Raw genomic sequence first — 14129 nt, forward strand, 5'->3', positions numbered from 1 at the left:
AATCAGTTCTTTATCGGCGCGAGGGCCGAGCGTAATCCATCGCCCACCAGGTTAACGGCAAGCACGGTAAAGAGTATCGCGAGCCCGGGAATGGTCATGGTCCAGGGGGCGGTCAGCAGGTTATCGAGCCCCTGAAACACCATGGCACCCCACTCGGGGCTGGGCGCCTGAGCCCCCAGATTCAGAAAGCCCAGTGCGGCAATATCCAGAATCGCGGTGGAAATGGCGAGCGTGGTTTGAATGATCACCACTTCCCAGACGTTGGGCATGATCACATACCAGAAAATCTGGGCACTGTTGGCGCCATCGAGGCGGGCGGCCGTGACATATTCTTTTTGCAGTTCTTCGTGGATGGCCTGATGAATGGCGCGCACAAACTGCGGGGTGAGGGCAATACCCACGGCCCAAAATACATTGCCAAGCCCAGGCCCCAGCACCGCGACGACCAGAATGGCCATCAAGAGTGATGGAATAGACAGGAGCGCGTCCAGGAGGTGACCGAGAATACTGGATTTCAGCCCTTTCATCATGCCCGAGATGGCGCCTATGACAAAGCCAAGCAGCAGCGCCGTAATCACCACGGCCAGCGACATGCCGAATGTCAGCTGTACACCATGCAGGATGCGGCTGAATATATCCCGGCCCAGGTCATCGGTGCCTAAAAAGTGTTCCACCGTACCGGCGGGATCCCAGGAGGGTGGCAAGAGCAAGGCTTTGGGGTTTTGCGCTTCCGGACTAAAGGGCGCAAGCCAGGGCCCCAACAGGGTGAAAAACAGCAGTCCTATGATGACCCAAAGCCCCGCCAGGGCGAAGGGGTTGGATGCAAATGCCTGCCAGAGCCGCCTCATGGGAGACGGAATGTCGTCTTCCTGATAAATCTTAATTTGAGGCATAAAGTTCTTTCCTGCTCAGCGGGTTGGAGGCTGTGTGTATCACTTCAATCAGGATGCTCAGGAAGATAATGAGCAGGGCAACCGCCAGAATCCCGCCCTGAATGACAGTGTAATCACGCTGATAGATACCTGACACCAGCCAGGAGCCCACACCGGGCCAGGAGAAAATCACTTCCACCACAATGGCATAGCTGGCGAACGCACCGAGCATCAGGCCCAGGTGCTTCAGCACAGGGATGAGGGCGTTGGGCAGCGCATGTTTCAGGATGATCATGCCCGTGTGCAGTCCACGCGCCTCGGCGGCACGGATATAAGTCTGGTTCATCACGTTGACCATGGCGGCGCGGGTAATACGCACCACCACGGTAAAGGGCAGCACCGCTAAGGTGACTGCCGGCAAAACGATGTGAGCCAGCGCATCCTTGAACGCCGAAATACGGTAACTTGAATCTGACAGCAGGGTGTCAATCAGCATAAAGCCGGTGACAGGTTTGATTTCGTAAAGCAGGTTAATCTGGCCCGAGATTGGTAACCAACCCAAACGCACGCCAAACCACAACGACAACGATAAGCCAAGCCAAAACACCGGCACTGAATAGCCGGTGAGGGTAATGGCCATAATGGCATGCTGGGTCAGCTTATGTTGGTTGAGGGAAGCCAAAACCCCGAGTGGGATCCCAAGAAGTAGCGCCAATAAGCCAGAAAAACACGCCAGCTCAAAGGATGTCGGCAGCACAGTGGCCAGCTCTTTGGCCACACTCTGCTGAGAGGTGGTGGAAATACCCAGATTACCGGTCAGTCGCTGCTGAACATAGGCGATATACTGGCGGAACTCTGACTTATCCAGCTGATAATCTTCGATAATCTGAAGGGCCTGCTCGCCGGAAGGATTGTCGATGCCTGTCAGGGCATACACCCTGTCCGTTGGGAACTGGCTGGTTGCCAGAAACAGAATGCTCACCATCAATATGGAGGTAGCGATAAAGAGGTTCAGTCTGCGGATAAGGTAAATACCCATCAGTTCTCCTCCCCCGTTGCGGGCTGGATGTCGGCAAAGGCAATGCCGCCAAAAGGTGTTACCGGCATATGCTGGATATTGGTGCGGTGTACCAGCGAGCGCTTGGCGTGTGCAAAGGCAAACAGTGGCAATTCTTTGGCAACTGTGGCCTGAGCCTCCTGATAGAGGGCGGTGCGCTCCAATCTGTCGGTGGTCGAGCGGGCTCTGGACAGCAGCTGGTCAAATGCGGGGTTGCACCAACGTGAGCGGTTACTTCCCGATGCCATGGAGGCGCAGCTCAAAAGCGGGCTGAAAAAGTTGTCAGGGTCGCTGTTGTCGGCGTTCCAGCCAATAAGCACAGAGTCATAATCGCTCTGATTCAATTTCTGGGTAAACACCGACCAGTCATAACTGACGATATTGGCCTTTACCCCGATATTGGCCAAATCCGCCTGAATGAGTTCTGCCGTTTTCAGGGCGTTGGGGTTGTATGCCCTGGCAACCGGCATGGCCCAGATATCAATGTTGAGGTTACGAACGCCGGCGTCCGCCAGCAGGGTCATGGCTCTGGAGGGCGAATAGTCTATGTCGAGTTCATAATCCCTGGCATACGCCCAGGAAGAGGGCGGCAGCAGGCTTTGCGCCTCGACAGCGGTGTCCTGATATACGGCTGCAAGAATATTGCGCTTATCGATGGCCAGTGACAGGGCTTTTCGTACCCGCACATCATTGAATGGCGCTTTTTGGGTATTGAATGCCCAAAAGGCCACATTGAGGCCAGGTTTTGACTCCAACGTAAGCTCAGGATGGGCCTCTATTAAATCAAGTTCACCTGCCTTGGGCAGGGCCGACACGCTGCAGTCGCCGGTAATGAGCTTTGACAAGCGCACAGTGCTCTTGGAGGTGATGTCGTACACCAGCATGTCTATTTCAGGGGCCTTGCCCCAATAGTCTTCGTGGCGACGGTAGCGAATATATTCGTTCTTTACGTATTCCACCAAGTGGAACGGTCCAGTGCCTATGGCCTGGATGTCGAGCTGTTCCGGGGTACCTGCCCTCAGTTGCTGGGCTGCGTATTCGGCCGACAGGATAACGGCAAAGTCCGTGGCAAGATTCGATAAAAACGATGCATCGGTGTGATTGAGTTTAAACACCACTTCGTTATCGCCGGCCTTGGTAACCGAGGCAACCTGATTGGCGAAATCGATGCTTTGGAAAAACGGATAGCCGCTGCGGGAAACCCAGTGGAAGGGATGCTCATCATCGAGAATGCGCTGGAACGAAAACAGCACATCGTCGGCATTCATTGGGCGACTGGGGGTGAACTTGGCTGAATGATGAAATTGCACGCCCTGACGCAATACGAAACGATATTCCAAACCGTCGTCGCTGATGCTCCAACGCTCGGCCAGCGCAGGCACTATCTTGCCTTCTTCGGCATCGTAATCCACCAAACGACTGTATATCTGTTGGGATGTGGCATCGATAGTGGTGCCGGAGGTCACTGTCTGGGGATTGAATGATTCAGGGTTGCCTTCAGAGCAGTAAACCACCCCAGGTGGCAATTGCTGATGGCCACAGGCCGCGAGCCAACCACCGAGAAGGGGCAGCAAAGCAAACCGATAGAGCCGGGTTGTCAGCGCATTCATTAAAGAATCGTTATTGATGTAAGCGGTAATGGTTGATTCTAACAGCCGCTCGCCGCCCCCGGCAATCCACTTATGCCTTATCCAGTAAATTGTATTTCTTCAGGATCCCGCGCAGCTGGTGATAGCTGAGCCCCAACATATCCGCCGATTTCTTTTGATTGAACTGACTTGCTGCCAGCGCCTGTTGGATGAGGTCTTTTTCTACGGCTTCCAGATGCTCTTTCAAATCCAGCGGAAAACTTGGCGTTGGCGCGCCTTCACTGACGGCAGCAGTTGTTACCAATGGGGGCTCTGATTTGGGCTCCGACGCCAGCGCGGGCTGAACCTGGCGCTCCCGGGTCTTAATCCGGCCTTTTGGCCGCCATGGGGAATCGAAGGGGTCCAGCACTATGTGTTCGATGGGCTCGCCATCGGCACCGCTGCGATACACAGAGCGTTCAATGACGTTTTTGAGCTCGCGGATGTTACCTGGCCACTGATGATTCATCAGCTGCTCAATGGCGTGGGGGGCAAATCCCGGAAAATATTCGAGTTTCAGCTGCCGCGCCATGCCAACACCGAAATACTCGGCCAGCGGCATGATATCTTCTTTACGGCTTCTCAGCGGCGGCAGGGTGATGACGTCAAAGGCGAGTCTGTCCAGCAGGTCGGCGCGAAACTCTCCGGCTTCGGCCAATGATGGTAAGTCTTCGTTAGCGGCGCAGATAAGGCGCACATCGGCTTGCAGCGTTTTACTGCCACCCACACGCTCATACTCCCCATATTCGATGACCCTGAGCAGCTTTTCCTGAATAAGTCCGGAGGTGTTGGCCAGCTCGTCCAAAAACAGGGTGCCGCCATCGGCACGCTCAAAGCGGCCTTCGTGACGCCCCTTGGCGCCGGTAAAGGCGCCGGACTCATGGCCAAAGAGTTCACTTTCGAGTAGATTTTCACTCAAAGATGAACAATTTAGCTTAAGAAAACTCTGATCCCAGCGCTGGGACAGATAGTGCAGACGCTCGGCGATCAGTTCCTTGCCGGTACCTCGTTCTCCAATAATCAGCACAGGCTTGGAGAGGGGAGCGATTCGTGAGACATGTTCAAGCACTTCCAGTAGTGCATTGGACTGTCCGATGAGGTTATCCTGTTTAAATGCGTTGGGCACTTTTTGTTGGTCTTATTCGCTAACAAGTGGTGAAATTCATAATAGGTGTCTGCACTTATAAAATAAAGCGAATCTTAAAATATCGTCTTTGTTATTGAAAAATATATAAAAACCAAAGTTGGCACGCTCTGTGTATTACTTATGGCGACAACCAACTATATGTGAGGATTGAATTATGGGTATTTTCTCTCGTTTCGCGGACATCATTAACTCCAACATCAGTGCCCTGCTGGACAAGGCCGAAGATCCGGAAAAAATGGTTCGCCTTATCATTCAGGAAATGGAAGACACTCTGGTGGAAGTGCGTTCTACCTCAGCCAAGGTTCTGGCCGAGAAGAAAGACATCCTTCGCCGCATCGCCCGGGTTGACGCCCAGGTGCAGGATTGGGAAGAGAAAGCCGAGCTGGCCATCTCCAAAGAGCGTGAAGATCTGGCCCGTGCCGCCCTGGTAGAAAAGCAAAAAGCCTCTACCCTGGCCGACACCCTGCAGCGTGAGCTGGAAGTGGTTGAAGACCATATCCTGCGTCTGAAAGAAGAAGTGACTCAGCTTCAGGAAAAACTGGCCGACGCCAAGGCACGCCAGAAGACCATCATCATGCGCAAGCAGACTGCTTCCAGCCGCCTTGAGGTAAAAAAGCAGCTGGATTCAAGCAAAATCGACAATGCCATGTTGAAGTTCGAGCAGTATGAACAACGTGTCGAAAGCCTGGAAGCTCAGGTGGAGTCTTACGATCTGGCCAACAAATCCAGTCTGAACGACGAATTTGCCGCCCTGCAGGCCGAAGATTCAGTGAATGCCGAGCTGGAAGCCCTAAAGGCTAAAATGAAGGGCAAGACCAAAGAAAAAGCTGGCAAGTAACGAATTATTCGGGGGAGGTGAGTTATGGATATGGATGTATTGATGGCGCCCATTATTATTTTCATGGTGATAGTGGCACCCATATGGCTGGTTCTGCATTACCGCAGCAAGCGGCAGGTGAGCCAGGGACTCACCGACGAAGAGTTCAAACAGCTTAACGAACTCATCGCCCTGGCTGACAAGATGGATCAGCGTATCGAGACTCTGGAAGCGATTTTGGATGCAGAGTCTCCTGAGTGGAGGAACAAGCATGAGCACGCGTGATGGCAGGACCCTCTATCGCATTCCCCAGCAAGGCAAAATCGCCGGGGTCTGCGCCGGAGTCGCCGAGTACTTCGGCTTCGAAACCTGGTTGGTACGAGTGGTGGCCGTGTCCATCTTCCTCCTTGGCGGTTCAGGCATCATCTTCATTCTGTATGTGGCCCTGTGGATGATTTTGGATGTGAAGCCGGCATCGACAAAAATCCACGATGACATCAGCGAGATTGAGGTAAAACGCAAGGTCTGGCAGGCCGGAGAACCCGCCAAACAGGCACTGGCCGATGTGAACAGTCGCTTTCGCTCCCTGGAGTCCAGGCTCCGTTCACTCGAGCGCTATGTGACATCAGACAACTACGACTTAAAGCGGCAAATCAATAACCTTTAAGTTAACTACGGGCGACTCGGTCGCCCTTTGTCTTTGTTGGCAGTGTATAAAACAAAGACGCCGTTAAGGGAATGACACAGGAGATTCTATGGCGAGCAGCCCGGTGGATAAACTCACACAAAAGGCACGCGATCTGCTGGCAAGGAGCACAGACCGGCATTTAAGACTGGCGGTAACCGGCCTCTCGGGTGCAGGGAAAACCGCCTTTATCACAGGCCTTGTTCATCAGCTTCTGAGTGCCACCGCTGCAAACGATAAAAACCTGCCACTATGGCAGGTGAGCCGCGATGAAAGGCTGGTTGGGGTTCGCCGCGCCAGTCAGCCTGATTTAAACATTGCCAGTTTTGACCTCCAAGGGGCGCTCTCGGCCTTATCACAGACGCCGCCAAGCTGGCCTGCATCTACCCGCAATTTGTCTGAGCTCAGGCTCGAAATCCGCTATCGCCCCAAAGGCGGCTTGTTATCAAAACTCTCTGATGTATCCACCCTGTATCTTGATTTGGTGGATTACCCCGGTGAATGGCTGCTGGACTTACCCATGCTGCGGCAGGACTATGCCAGCTGGAGTCAGAGTGTGTTTGCTGCCATCAACAAGCGCGCGCCATCCGAGTCTTTGAAGGCTTTTATTGAGGCAGCGAGCCGGGTTCGCCTCGATGAGCCTTTAAGCGATGAAGAGTTTGAACGTATCGCAGGCCTGTATCGCGCCTACCTTGAAGAGTCTGTGCACAGTCAGGGTTATTACTTCGCCCAGCCCGGACGCATGTTGCTGCCCGGGGAGCTTGAAGGCGCGCCGCTGCTGGCGTTCTTCCCACTGCCGCTGGATGATGCGTCCCACAAACGGGCCGCAGAAGCGGGCAAAGACAGTGCCTACGGACAGCTTTGTCGCCGTTATCGCGAATATGTGGATGCGGTGGTCGAGCCCTTCTTTAAACGTCATTTCGCTCGCTTTGACAGGCAGTTGGTGTTGGTGGACTGCTTCAGTGCGCTTAATCGCGGCCGGGCCCAGTTTGAAGACATGAGTCTGGCGCTGGATGGCATTCTCGAGAGTTTCAGGTTCGGTCAGTCCAGCCTGATCCGCAGGTTGTTTTCCCCCCGTATCGACAAGCTGCTCTTTGCCGCCAGTAAAATTGACCACGTGACCCGGGATCAGCAGGGCAGGGTGCTCGGGCTGCTCAAACAAATGCTGGGGCGAAGTGAGCACTTCGCTCGCTTTGAAGGTTGTCAGGTTGAGGCCATGGCCATCAGTGCCATTCGCGCCACCCGGCCTGGGATGGTCAATACCGAAAATGGCGAAGTGGAAGTGGTCACAGGCACCGAGCTTGCCACCGGCAAGCCCATTACGTTGTTTCCCGGCGAAGTGCCCCAAAGCTTGCCCAAGCCGGATTTCTGGCAAAATCAGGGCTTTGAATTTGTGCAGTTTGCGCCCATGGCCAGAAATGGCGAAAGCCCCATGGCCCATATCCGCCTCGATCATCTGCTGGAATACCTGCTCGGCGATAAGCTCGCCTGAGTGGGAACCAGTTTGTAGCAGGAGATGACTGAAATCATGAAAGACGAGACGCCGCTGGCGCCCGCGCGCCGCTTTGAATCCGAGCAGCCAAGCGATGATGCCCTTGCCGGCACCCAACGCTTCGCCGTCGAGACCGAGGTGCGCACCCTCGATGAAACCGAACTTGAACAGGCGCTGTCACCCCTCGATGCCCATATCACCCTGCAGGGGCTGAAGGGCCGCCGCTGGTCGCCGCTGGCGAAGTGGGCACTCACAGGCCTGGGTGTACTTGTGGTCACCGAAACCGCACTGGGATTGATGGATGCGTATCGTCAAAGCCCCTGGCTGTTTGGACTATATGGTGTGGTGCTTGGCCTGGTGCTCACCTGGGGGCTTGGCGCAGCCTGGCGCGAATACCGGCTGCTCAAGCGTCTTAAAGCCACAGATGACGCGAGAGAGCAGGGGACTCGAATTCGTGAAAGTGTACAAATCGGCGAGGCCGACGCGTTTATTGATGGCCTCAGTGCCAAGGCGCCGCAAGAGGCTCTCAACAAGTTCAAGGGGTTGGTGCGGGATGACCATAACGACGCGGAAAAGCTGACTCTCTATGAGGAGTGTGTACTCACAGCCCAGGATGAAGCAGCCAAACGCAAAGTCAGCCGCTACGCCATGGAGTCGGCCGCGCTGTTGGCGGCAAGCCCGTTGGCGGTGCTCGATATGGGTATCATCCTGTGGCGTAATCAAAAGATGATCCGTGACGTGGCCGACTGCTACGGTGTGGAGCTGGGTTACTGGAGCCGCATCCGGCTTATCCGCGCCATTCTGGTCAATATCTTCTATGCGGGCACTACAGAGCTTGTGACCGACCTTGGCAGTCAACTGCTGTCGGTGGAGATGACCGGTAAGCTGTCTGCCCGCTTGGCTCAGGGCCTCGGAGGCGGGCTACTGACTGCCCGGCTTGGCTACCAGGCCATGGCGCTTTGCCGGCCGCTGACCTTCAAAACTGAGCAGAAACCCAAGCTTTCCCGTATCCATCAGCAACTGCTTGTCGAACTTAAGTCTTTGTTTAGTAGCGCTCTAAATGGCCAGGTGGATAGCCGTCTACGTCGTAACAAAGATTTTACAAATAGCTGACGCTTAATTCTGCTGCGGCCCTTGGCGTTTGCGTCCGGGGCCGTCATGTTAGTGCCCACACCACCGCCACAACCTATAATTTCTTAAGGTGGTGCTTTTGGGAGAGCAGTTATGCAGGAGAAAAGCAAGTTAGCCACCCTCGTTGTTCATGGTGGCCACGAGCGTGATGCCATGGGGGCGCTGGTGAGTCCCCTCTATCAGAGTGCGACCTTTGTATTTGACAACGCCCGTCAGGGTGGTGCCCGTTTTGCCGGTGATGAGGCTGGCTATATCTACACCCGCCTGGGAAACCCCACCACAGCAGAGCTTGAGCGTAAGCTGGCCATTCTCGAAGGGGCTGAGACCGCAGCCGCCACGGCGTCCGGTATGGGTGCTGTGTCAGCGGCGCTGCTTGCCAATCTGAGCCAGGGCGATCATTTGGTGGCGAGCCGTGCCGTGTATGGCTGTACCTTTGCCCTGATGACTGAGCTGATGGCCCGTTTTGGGATTGAAGTGACCTTGGTGGATTTTAAAGAGCCTGCCGCCATCGAAGGTGCCATCCGTGACAATACCCGGGTGATTTTCTGTGAAACCCCGGTGAATCCCCATCTTGATGTGTTCGACCTCGATGCCATCGCCGCCATCGGCAAGCGCCACGGTTTGCTTACCATAGTCGATAACACCTTTATGACCCCGCTGCTGCAGCGTCCCCTGGAGCACGGCATCGATATGGTTATTCACAGCGCCACCAAATACCTCAATGGTCATGGCGACGTGATAGCCGGCATGGTGGCAGGCAGCAAGGAACAGATTGATAAAGTTAAATATCAAATCATCAAAGATATAGGCGCCGTGATGTCGCCCCACGATGCATGGCTCATCCTGAGGGGCATGAAAACCCTGGACGTGCGGGTTCAGCGTCACTGTGATAATGCGGAAAAAATTGCGGATTTCCTTGAGGCTCATCCCAAGGTGGTGCGTGTTTATTACCCCGGGCTAAAGAGCCATCAGGGTAATCAATTCCTCGGTAAGCAGATGCGCCGTGCCGGGGGCGTTATTGCCTTTGAGCTTAAGTCTGATATCGAGGGCTCCATCAATTTTGTAGACAGTCTCAAGGTATTCACCATCGCTGTAAGTCTGGGGGATGCCGAGTCCCTTATTCAGCATCCGGCATCCATGACGCACTCACCTTACACCCCGGAAGCACGGCTTGAGGCCGGGATCACCGATACCCTGCTGAGAATTTCAGTTGGACTGGAAGATGTGGATGATTTGATTGCGGATTTATCTCAGGCATTGGCAAAAATCTAACGGGAGATTTGCGCTTTTACAAAGGGTAACTAGAGTTATTGAAGTGGCAAGGAAAGGGAGCCCCGGCCACGTTAAAATCTCAATGGAGTGAACCTATGAACAAACTACTTGTTACCCTTTTGCTTGGCGCCGCAGTGACGCATCTACCGCTGCTGGCCGCCGAAGCCCCCAAAACAGACACAGCCCCCAAGGCAGAGGCGCAGATGCCTCAGGCCAGCAAAATCAACATCAACACCGCGACTGAAAGCGAACTGCAGTTGCTCAAAGGTATTGGGCAGGCAAAAGCCAAGGCGATAGTTGAGTACCGTAATCAATATGGCCGCTTTGCCAGTGTGGAAGACCTCACCAAGGTGGCAGGCGTCGGTCAGAAGGTGCTGGACGACAACAGGGACGTTCTGAGTCTCTAACTGACAAATGGCCTGCTTTGCAGGCCTTTTGTTTATCTATTGTGCTGTTGTGCAGGGTAAAGGCGCTAATTTCCGGTTTTAACTTGATTTGCCGCTTGGCATTGGGGGATAATCGGCGCCGTTCCATCGCTGATGGAAATCTATGGCGGACCCAGGGTCCCCCCGCAATGATAACCTGTGAACTCGGCCAGGTCCGGAAGGAAGCAACCGCAGCAGGCGACTCGTGTGCCGGGGTGTGGCTCTGGGTACGTCACCAATCTAATCGCGTTCGCGAAGCCGCTCCAGATTACGTTTCTTCAAAAATGCCCGGGACTTTTCCAGTGCCGTTTGTATTTCGTTGCGCATTTGCTTCAGCTCCTGATAGTCCTCAAAAAAATAGGTGTCGACCAGGTGGCGGATATAACGCACGGGAAGTTGATTGAGGGTAATACAGGACAGGTCGGCCAGATAATCTTCAGGAAGCTCATCCATCAAGCCTTCGTCAGACAATATTTCCATGAGCAGCACTTCATAGTAGTTTCTGATTTCGAGTTGCATAAGATGCTCCGCGTTATTCATTATCCCCTTGCCATACCTGATTGGCGGCAATAAATAATTGGCTGTGTCTTTCGCTCAAGTGTAGTGGATTTACAGAGTAGCCGCCGCCAATCACAGCGGCCAGCGGTAACCCGGCGTCCCTGGCCATGGTTAATACCAATTTGTCTCTGCGAAGGAGGCCTTGGGTACTGATATTAAGGTGTCCCAGCCTGTCACCATGATGAACATCGACTCCTGCATCATAGAGAATGACATCCGGCTTTTCCAGATGCAGAAGGTATTGAAATACCTGCGCCAATGCATTGAGATAGCCGTCGTCCTCTAGCCCTTTTTGCAGCGGAACATCATAGTCTGACGCGGGCTTGCGACTGGGGAAATTACTGTCGCAGTGCACAGATACACTGATGATATCGTCCATGTCTGCGCACAGGGTTGCAGTGCCATCGCCCTGATGTACGTCACAGTCAAGGATCATCACCCGGCCGGCATGCCCCTCGATGATAAGGTGCCTTGCCGCCAATACCAGATCGTTAAATACACAATATCCGCTGCCAAAATCACGGTGGGCGTGGTGGTAGCCGCCTGCAAGGTGAAGTGCAATGCCGTGGCTCATGGCGAGCTCGGCCGTAAGCAGGGACCCGCCCAAAGAGTGGAGGGTGCGTTCGACCAGGGCGTGGCTCCAGGGAAACCCCAACCGGCGAATGGCTTGCGGTGACAGATTGCCACTGAGAAAGGCATTTACGTAGCCCGGGTCGTGTACACCTTTGATTAAGGCTGCGTCCACCGGTTCAGGTGAGACAAACTGCGCTTCCAAAGCATGCCCAGACTCCAGCAAATGCTGCCGGAGATGGGCGTACTTGGTGATGGGGAACTGATGCTTTGGGGGCAACACCAGCTTGGAATAGCTGGTGTGATAGACCAGAGGGATCATTTCAGAGCTGTTTGATTGCCCAGCTCATAAACTCCTTGCGGGTTTTTTCATCAGCTTGCAGCCACCAGTATTGCAGCATTTGCTGCGCGTGAGCGCCGCCAACAGCTGGAGGAACCGGGCTGGTTGCTGCGGGTGCGACAGTGTCAGCGACTGCGGGGGCCGTTGCTTGGCTTACCGGCGCTGCGGGCGTTGCGCTTACCACTGCTGCAGTGCCAGCGGCGGTGGCGGCAGCGGCGGCTTCGTCAATATCCACGCCTTTGGAACCACCAAAGAGACGACCGACAAAGCTGTCTTCTTTGTAGTCTGTCTGGACTATTTTGTAGCTTACCTCGCCCTTGTCGGCACGGTTAACCACGACCTGGGGCGCTTTGGCAAACTGCTTGGGTTGTTTGACAACCTCACCACTGGCGGGTTTGAGGAAGTAATCGTGATCCCCATCAACCCTCAGTGTCAGAATGAAAGGGGCTGATTTAACAAAGGTCTGGCTGTCACTGAACTCATCGTCCACCATATCGTGATAACGGATGGCAATCTTGTGGGTGCCCGGAGAAAGGTCAAGTTCGGCCTTGTGGGAAAAACTGTTGGTAGCAATTTCCTGGCCGTCCAGTGCCAAATACTCAAAAGACATAGGAATAGTGAGACTGCCGGCAAACACCGAGGATGAAGCGGCCAGCGCAAGCAGAGCGCCGACAGGCAAAACTGATTTCATTGTTGCTCCTTAACGATTGTGACTTTGATACGGCCGCTCGAATGCCTGGATGCGATCTTCTATGTAACTGATTGCCTGGCGACACTTTCCGAGCCTGCGGTGCATCAAAAGGATCTCATTTTGCGTTTTGATTTTGTCAGTACCGTGACAATTTTCAAGTATTGTTTCCAGTTGCTCGATCTTTGACTCGATTTTTCTGGCCCAGTTCAAATGTTTATTCAACTCATCATAGAGTTGATGGCTGTTTTGCATGACGCCGGCAGCAATCCAGGCAAAACCACTGTTATCGTGACGCCGCTCCTGACTGGCGAGCATGCGCTTTCTGGCACTGTCTTTTGCCTGAACCGCGGCCTTGACGCCTATCCCTGTGGTGGCAAGCGCCCGTTTAACGGCACTGAACCTGTCGTTGATACGCTCACAGGCGGCGATGATGGTGGACGCGTTTAAATTGAGCTTAAGCCGCTGCTCCAGCTGTTTGATGTCTTTTTCAATCTGGCCGATGCAGGGATAAAGCTGGGCACCATGCTGGATAAACAGCTCTTCGTTAAACCTTTCAGTGTCCTGCATCAGCTTACGGCTGTGGGGTGGCAGCGCCGCATCGTGCTGAAGCACCTCCTGTTCCAGGGTTTTCAGCTGGCTGCGCAGGCGTGACAGCAATCCGTCGTATTTCAAAACCAGGCTCTCCAGGCGAGTTGGGTGGATGCGGCAAACACAATCAGAATAAACACTGGCCGAATAAAGGGAAGCCCAAAATGAATGGCGCTGCGGGCACCGAGGTAAGCCCCTGCCATCATGGATGCGCCCAGAAAGAGACCCACCGCAACCTCAACCTGGCCAAAGATCAGAAATACCGTCAGGGCGGTGATATTGCTTATCAGGGTCATGGCCCTTGCCAGGGCGCAGTTTTGCAATACCGGCAGACGGTAAAGGCGGCTGGAACTCAAGGTCCAGAAGGCACCAATCCCTGGGCCTGCATAGCCATCGTAAAATCCCAGTGGCAGGCCCTGAAGCCACTGACGTTTGCTACTGGCCGGTGTCTGTGGCTCCTGTGCTTTGGGGTGCTCTATGGCACTGGGTTTCAACAGGGTGTAGAGGGCAATAGCCATGATGATGAGCGGCAGTAGCTTTTGCAAAATCTCGGCGTCGGTAAGGTAAACGGCAATTGTCCCCAGCAGGGCGCCAATCAGGGTAGCCGTGGCACTGTGGCGCCAAAAGGCAGGGGTTAGCAGTTGCTGTCTGTAGTAGGTCCAAGCGGCGGTAGCCGAGCCAAAACAGGCCGACAATTTATTGGTACCCAGCGCCTGATGGGGAGGGAGCCCGAATGACAGCAGCGCCGGAATCGATAAGAGGCCGCCACCGCCCACAACTGCGTCAATAAAGCCGGCAATCAGGCCGACCAACGCCAACAGTATCAGGCTGGCGGGGTCTTGCAGTAATTCCACAG

16 protein-coding genes and 1 other RNA gene are annotated in these 14129 nt (G+C 54.4%); 8 read left to right on the plus strand and 9 right to left on the minus strand.

The features are described 5' to 3' along the window. Positions 1-2 precede the first annotated feature (2 nt). The 4 genes from K0H63_RS06695 to pspF form a co-directional block, all read right to left on the minus strand. Positions 3-893 carry an ABC transporter permease subunit gene (locus K0H63_RS06695; protein WP_220067268.1) on the minus strand — a complete coding sequence of 297 codons (891 nt, stop codon included), beginning with the start codon at positions 891-893 and terminating at the stop codon, positions 3-5. Next, positions 880-1911 carry an ABC transporter permease gene (locus K0H63_RS06700; protein WP_011759350.1) on the minus strand — a complete coding sequence of 344 codons (1032 nt, stop codon included), beginning with the start codon at positions 1909-1911 and terminating at the stop codon, positions 880-882. Before K0H63_RS06700 ends, K0H63_RS06695 begins: the two co-directional genes overlap by 14 nt. Next, a complete protein-coding gene (locus tag K0H63_RS06705; RefSeq protein WP_220067269.1) occupies positions 1911-3539 on the minus strand; it encodes an ABC transporter substrate-binding protein in 1629 nt (542 codons plus the stop codon). Before K0H63_RS06705 ends, K0H63_RS06700 begins: the two co-directional genes overlap by 1 nt. Before the next feature lie 70 nt (positions 3540-3609). Next, on the minus strand, positions 3610-4683 hold the full coding sequence (gene pspF / locus K0H63_RS06710; protein WP_220067270.1) for a phage shock protein operon transcriptional activator: 1074 nt from the start codon (positions 4681-4683) through the stop codon (positions 3610-3612). A 175-nt stretch (positions 4684-4858) separates the two neighbouring features. On the opposite strand from pspF, the gene pspA reads away from it, so the two are divergent. The 8 genes from pspA to ffs all read left to right on the plus strand — a co-directional run bounded on the left by pspA (position 4859) and on the right by ffs (position 10756). Continuing rightward, entirely contained in the window at positions 4859-5542 is a 684-nt protein-coding gene (gene pspA / locus K0H63_RS06715; protein ID WP_011759353.1) for a phage shock protein PspA, read from the plus strand. A 24-nt stretch (positions 5543-5566) separates the two neighbouring features. Then, complete coding sequence (gene pspB / locus K0H63_RS06720; RefSeq protein WP_203326551.1) at positions 5567-5806, plus strand: envelope stress response membrane protein PspB; 240 nt, start codon at positions 5567-5569, stop codon at positions 5804-5806. Next, positions 5793-6188, plus strand: a complete 396-nt coding sequence (pspC, locus tag K0H63_RS06725; RefSeq protein ID WP_220067271.1) for an envelope stress response membrane protein PspC — start codon at positions 5793-5795, stop codon at positions 6186-6188. The genes pspB and pspC overlap by 14 nt, the downstream gene beginning before the upstream one ends. Before the next feature lie 88 nt (positions 6189-6276). Further along, entirely contained in the window at positions 6277-7698 is a 1422-nt protein-coding gene (locus K0H63_RS06730; RefSeq protein ID WP_220067272.1) for a YcjX family GTP-binding protein, read from the plus strand. Positions 7699-7734: 36 nt separating this feature from the next. Continuing rightward, on the plus strand, positions 7735-8811 hold the full coding sequence (locus K0H63_RS06735; RefSeq protein WP_258405670.1) for a YcjF family protein: 1077 nt from the start codon (positions 7735-7737) through the stop codon (positions 8809-8811). A 111-nt stretch (positions 8812-8922) separates the two neighbouring features. Next, on the plus strand, positions 8923-10101 hold the full coding sequence (locus K0H63_RS06740) for a trans-sulfuration enzyme family protein (protein WP_220067274.1): 1179 nt from the start codon (positions 8923-8925) through the stop codon (positions 10099-10101). A 95-nt stretch (positions 10102-10196) separates the two neighbouring features. After that, complete coding sequence (locus tag K0H63_RS06745; RefSeq protein ID WP_220067275.1) at positions 10197-10508, plus strand: ComEA family DNA-binding protein; 312 nt, start codon at positions 10197-10199, stop codon at positions 10506-10508. Between the two features lie 151 nt (positions 10509-10659). Continuing rightward, positions 10660-10756, plus strand: an RNA gene (ffs, locus tag K0H63_RS06750) — signal recognition particle sRNA small type. A 10-nt stretch (positions 10757-10766) separates the two neighbouring features. Here the strand turns inward: ffs and K0H63_RS06755 are convergent. The 5 genes from K0H63_RS06755 to K0H63_RS06775 are packed head-to-tail and all read right to left on the minus strand — an operon-like array spanning position 10767 to position 14127. Beyond that, entirely contained in the window at positions 10767-11045 is a 279-nt protein-coding gene (locus tag K0H63_RS06755) for a late competence development ComFB family protein (RefSeq protein ID WP_220067276.1), read from the minus strand. 13 nt (positions 11046-11058) lie between these two features. After that, on the minus strand, positions 11059-11976 hold the full coding sequence (locus tag K0H63_RS06760) for a histone deacetylase family protein (protein ID WP_220067277.1): 918 nt from the start codon (positions 11974-11976) through the stop codon (positions 11059-11061). A 1-nt stretch (position 11977) separates the two neighbouring features. Continuing rightward, the gene (locus K0H63_RS06765; RefSeq protein WP_220067278.1) at positions 11978-12685 is read right to left on the minus strand and encodes a DUF2057 domain-containing protein; all 708 of its coding nucleotides are present in this window, start codon (positions 12683-12685) and stop codon (positions 11978-11980) included. Positions 12686-12694: 9 nt separating this feature from the next. Then, positions 12695-13357, minus strand: coding sequence for a primosomal replication protein (locus K0H63_RS06770; protein WP_220067279.1), 663 nt, complete (start codon positions 13355-13357; stop codon positions 12695-12697). Next, positions 13354-14127, minus strand: coding sequence for a TSUP family transporter (locus K0H63_RS06775; protein WP_220067280.1), 774 nt, complete (start codon positions 14125-14127; stop codon positions 13354-13356). Before K0H63_RS06775 ends, K0H63_RS06770 begins: the two co-directional genes overlap by 4 nt. Positions 14128-14129 lie beyond the last annotated feature (2 nt).

The organism is Shewanella zhangzhouensis, from assembly GCF_019457615.1.
GTDB classification, from domain to species: Bacteria; Pseudomonadota; Gammaproteobacteria; order Enterobacterales; family Shewanellaceae; genus Shewanella; species Shewanella zhangzhouensis.

Excerpts from the sequence above, each read along its gene's own strand:
- K0H63_RS06695 (WP_220067268.1), bottom strand. The coding sequence starts at position 893 with ATGCCTCAAATTAAGATTTATCAGGAAGACGACATTCCGTCTCCCATG.
- K0H63_RS06700 (WP_011759350.1), bottom strand. The coding sequence starts at position 1,911 with ATGGGTATTTACCTTATCCGCAGACTGAACCTCTTTATCGCTACCTCC.
- K0H63_RS06705 (WP_220067269.1), bottom strand. The coding sequence starts at position 3,539 with ATGAATGCGCTGACAACCCGGCTCTATCGGTTTGCTTTGCTGCCCCTT.
- pspA (WP_011759353.1), top strand. The coding sequence starts at position 4,859 with ATGGGTATTTTCTCTCGTTTCGCGGACATCATTAACTCCAACATCAGT.
- pspB (WP_203326551.1), top strand. The coding sequence starts at position 5,567 with ATGGATATGGATGTATTGATGGCGCCCATTATTATTTTCATGGTGATA.
- pspC (WP_220067271.1), top strand. The coding sequence starts at position 5,793 with ATGAGCACGCGTGATGGCAGGACCCTCTATCGCATTCCCCAGCAAGGC.
- K0H63_RS06730 (WP_220067272.1), top strand. The coding sequence starts at position 6,277 with ATGGCGAGCAGCCCGGTGGATAAACTCACACAAAAGGCACGCGATCTG.
- K0H63_RS06735 (WP_258405670.1), top strand. The coding sequence starts at position 7,735 with ATGAAAGACGAGACGCCGCTGGCGCCCGCGCGCCGCTTTGAATCCGAG.
- K0H63_RS06740 (WP_220067274.1), top strand. The coding sequence starts at position 8,923 with ATGCAGGAGAAAAGCAAGTTAGCCACCCTCGTTGTTCATGGTGGCCAC.
- K0H63_RS06745 (WP_220067275.1), top strand. The coding sequence starts at position 10,197 with ATGAACAAACTACTTGTTACCCTTTTGCTTGGCGCCGCAGTGACGCAT.
- K0H63_RS06755 (WP_220067276.1), bottom strand. The coding sequence starts at position 11,045 with ATGCAACTCGAAATCAGAAACTACTATGAAGTGCTGCTCATGGAAATA.
- K0H63_RS06760 (WP_220067277.1), bottom strand. The coding sequence starts at position 11,976 with ATGATCCCTCTGGTCTATCACACCAGCTATTCCAAGCTGGTGTTGCCC.
- K0H63_RS06765 (WP_220067278.1), bottom strand. The coding sequence starts at position 12,685 with ATGAAATCAGTTTTGCCTGTCGGCGCTCTGCTTGCGCTGGCCGCTTCA.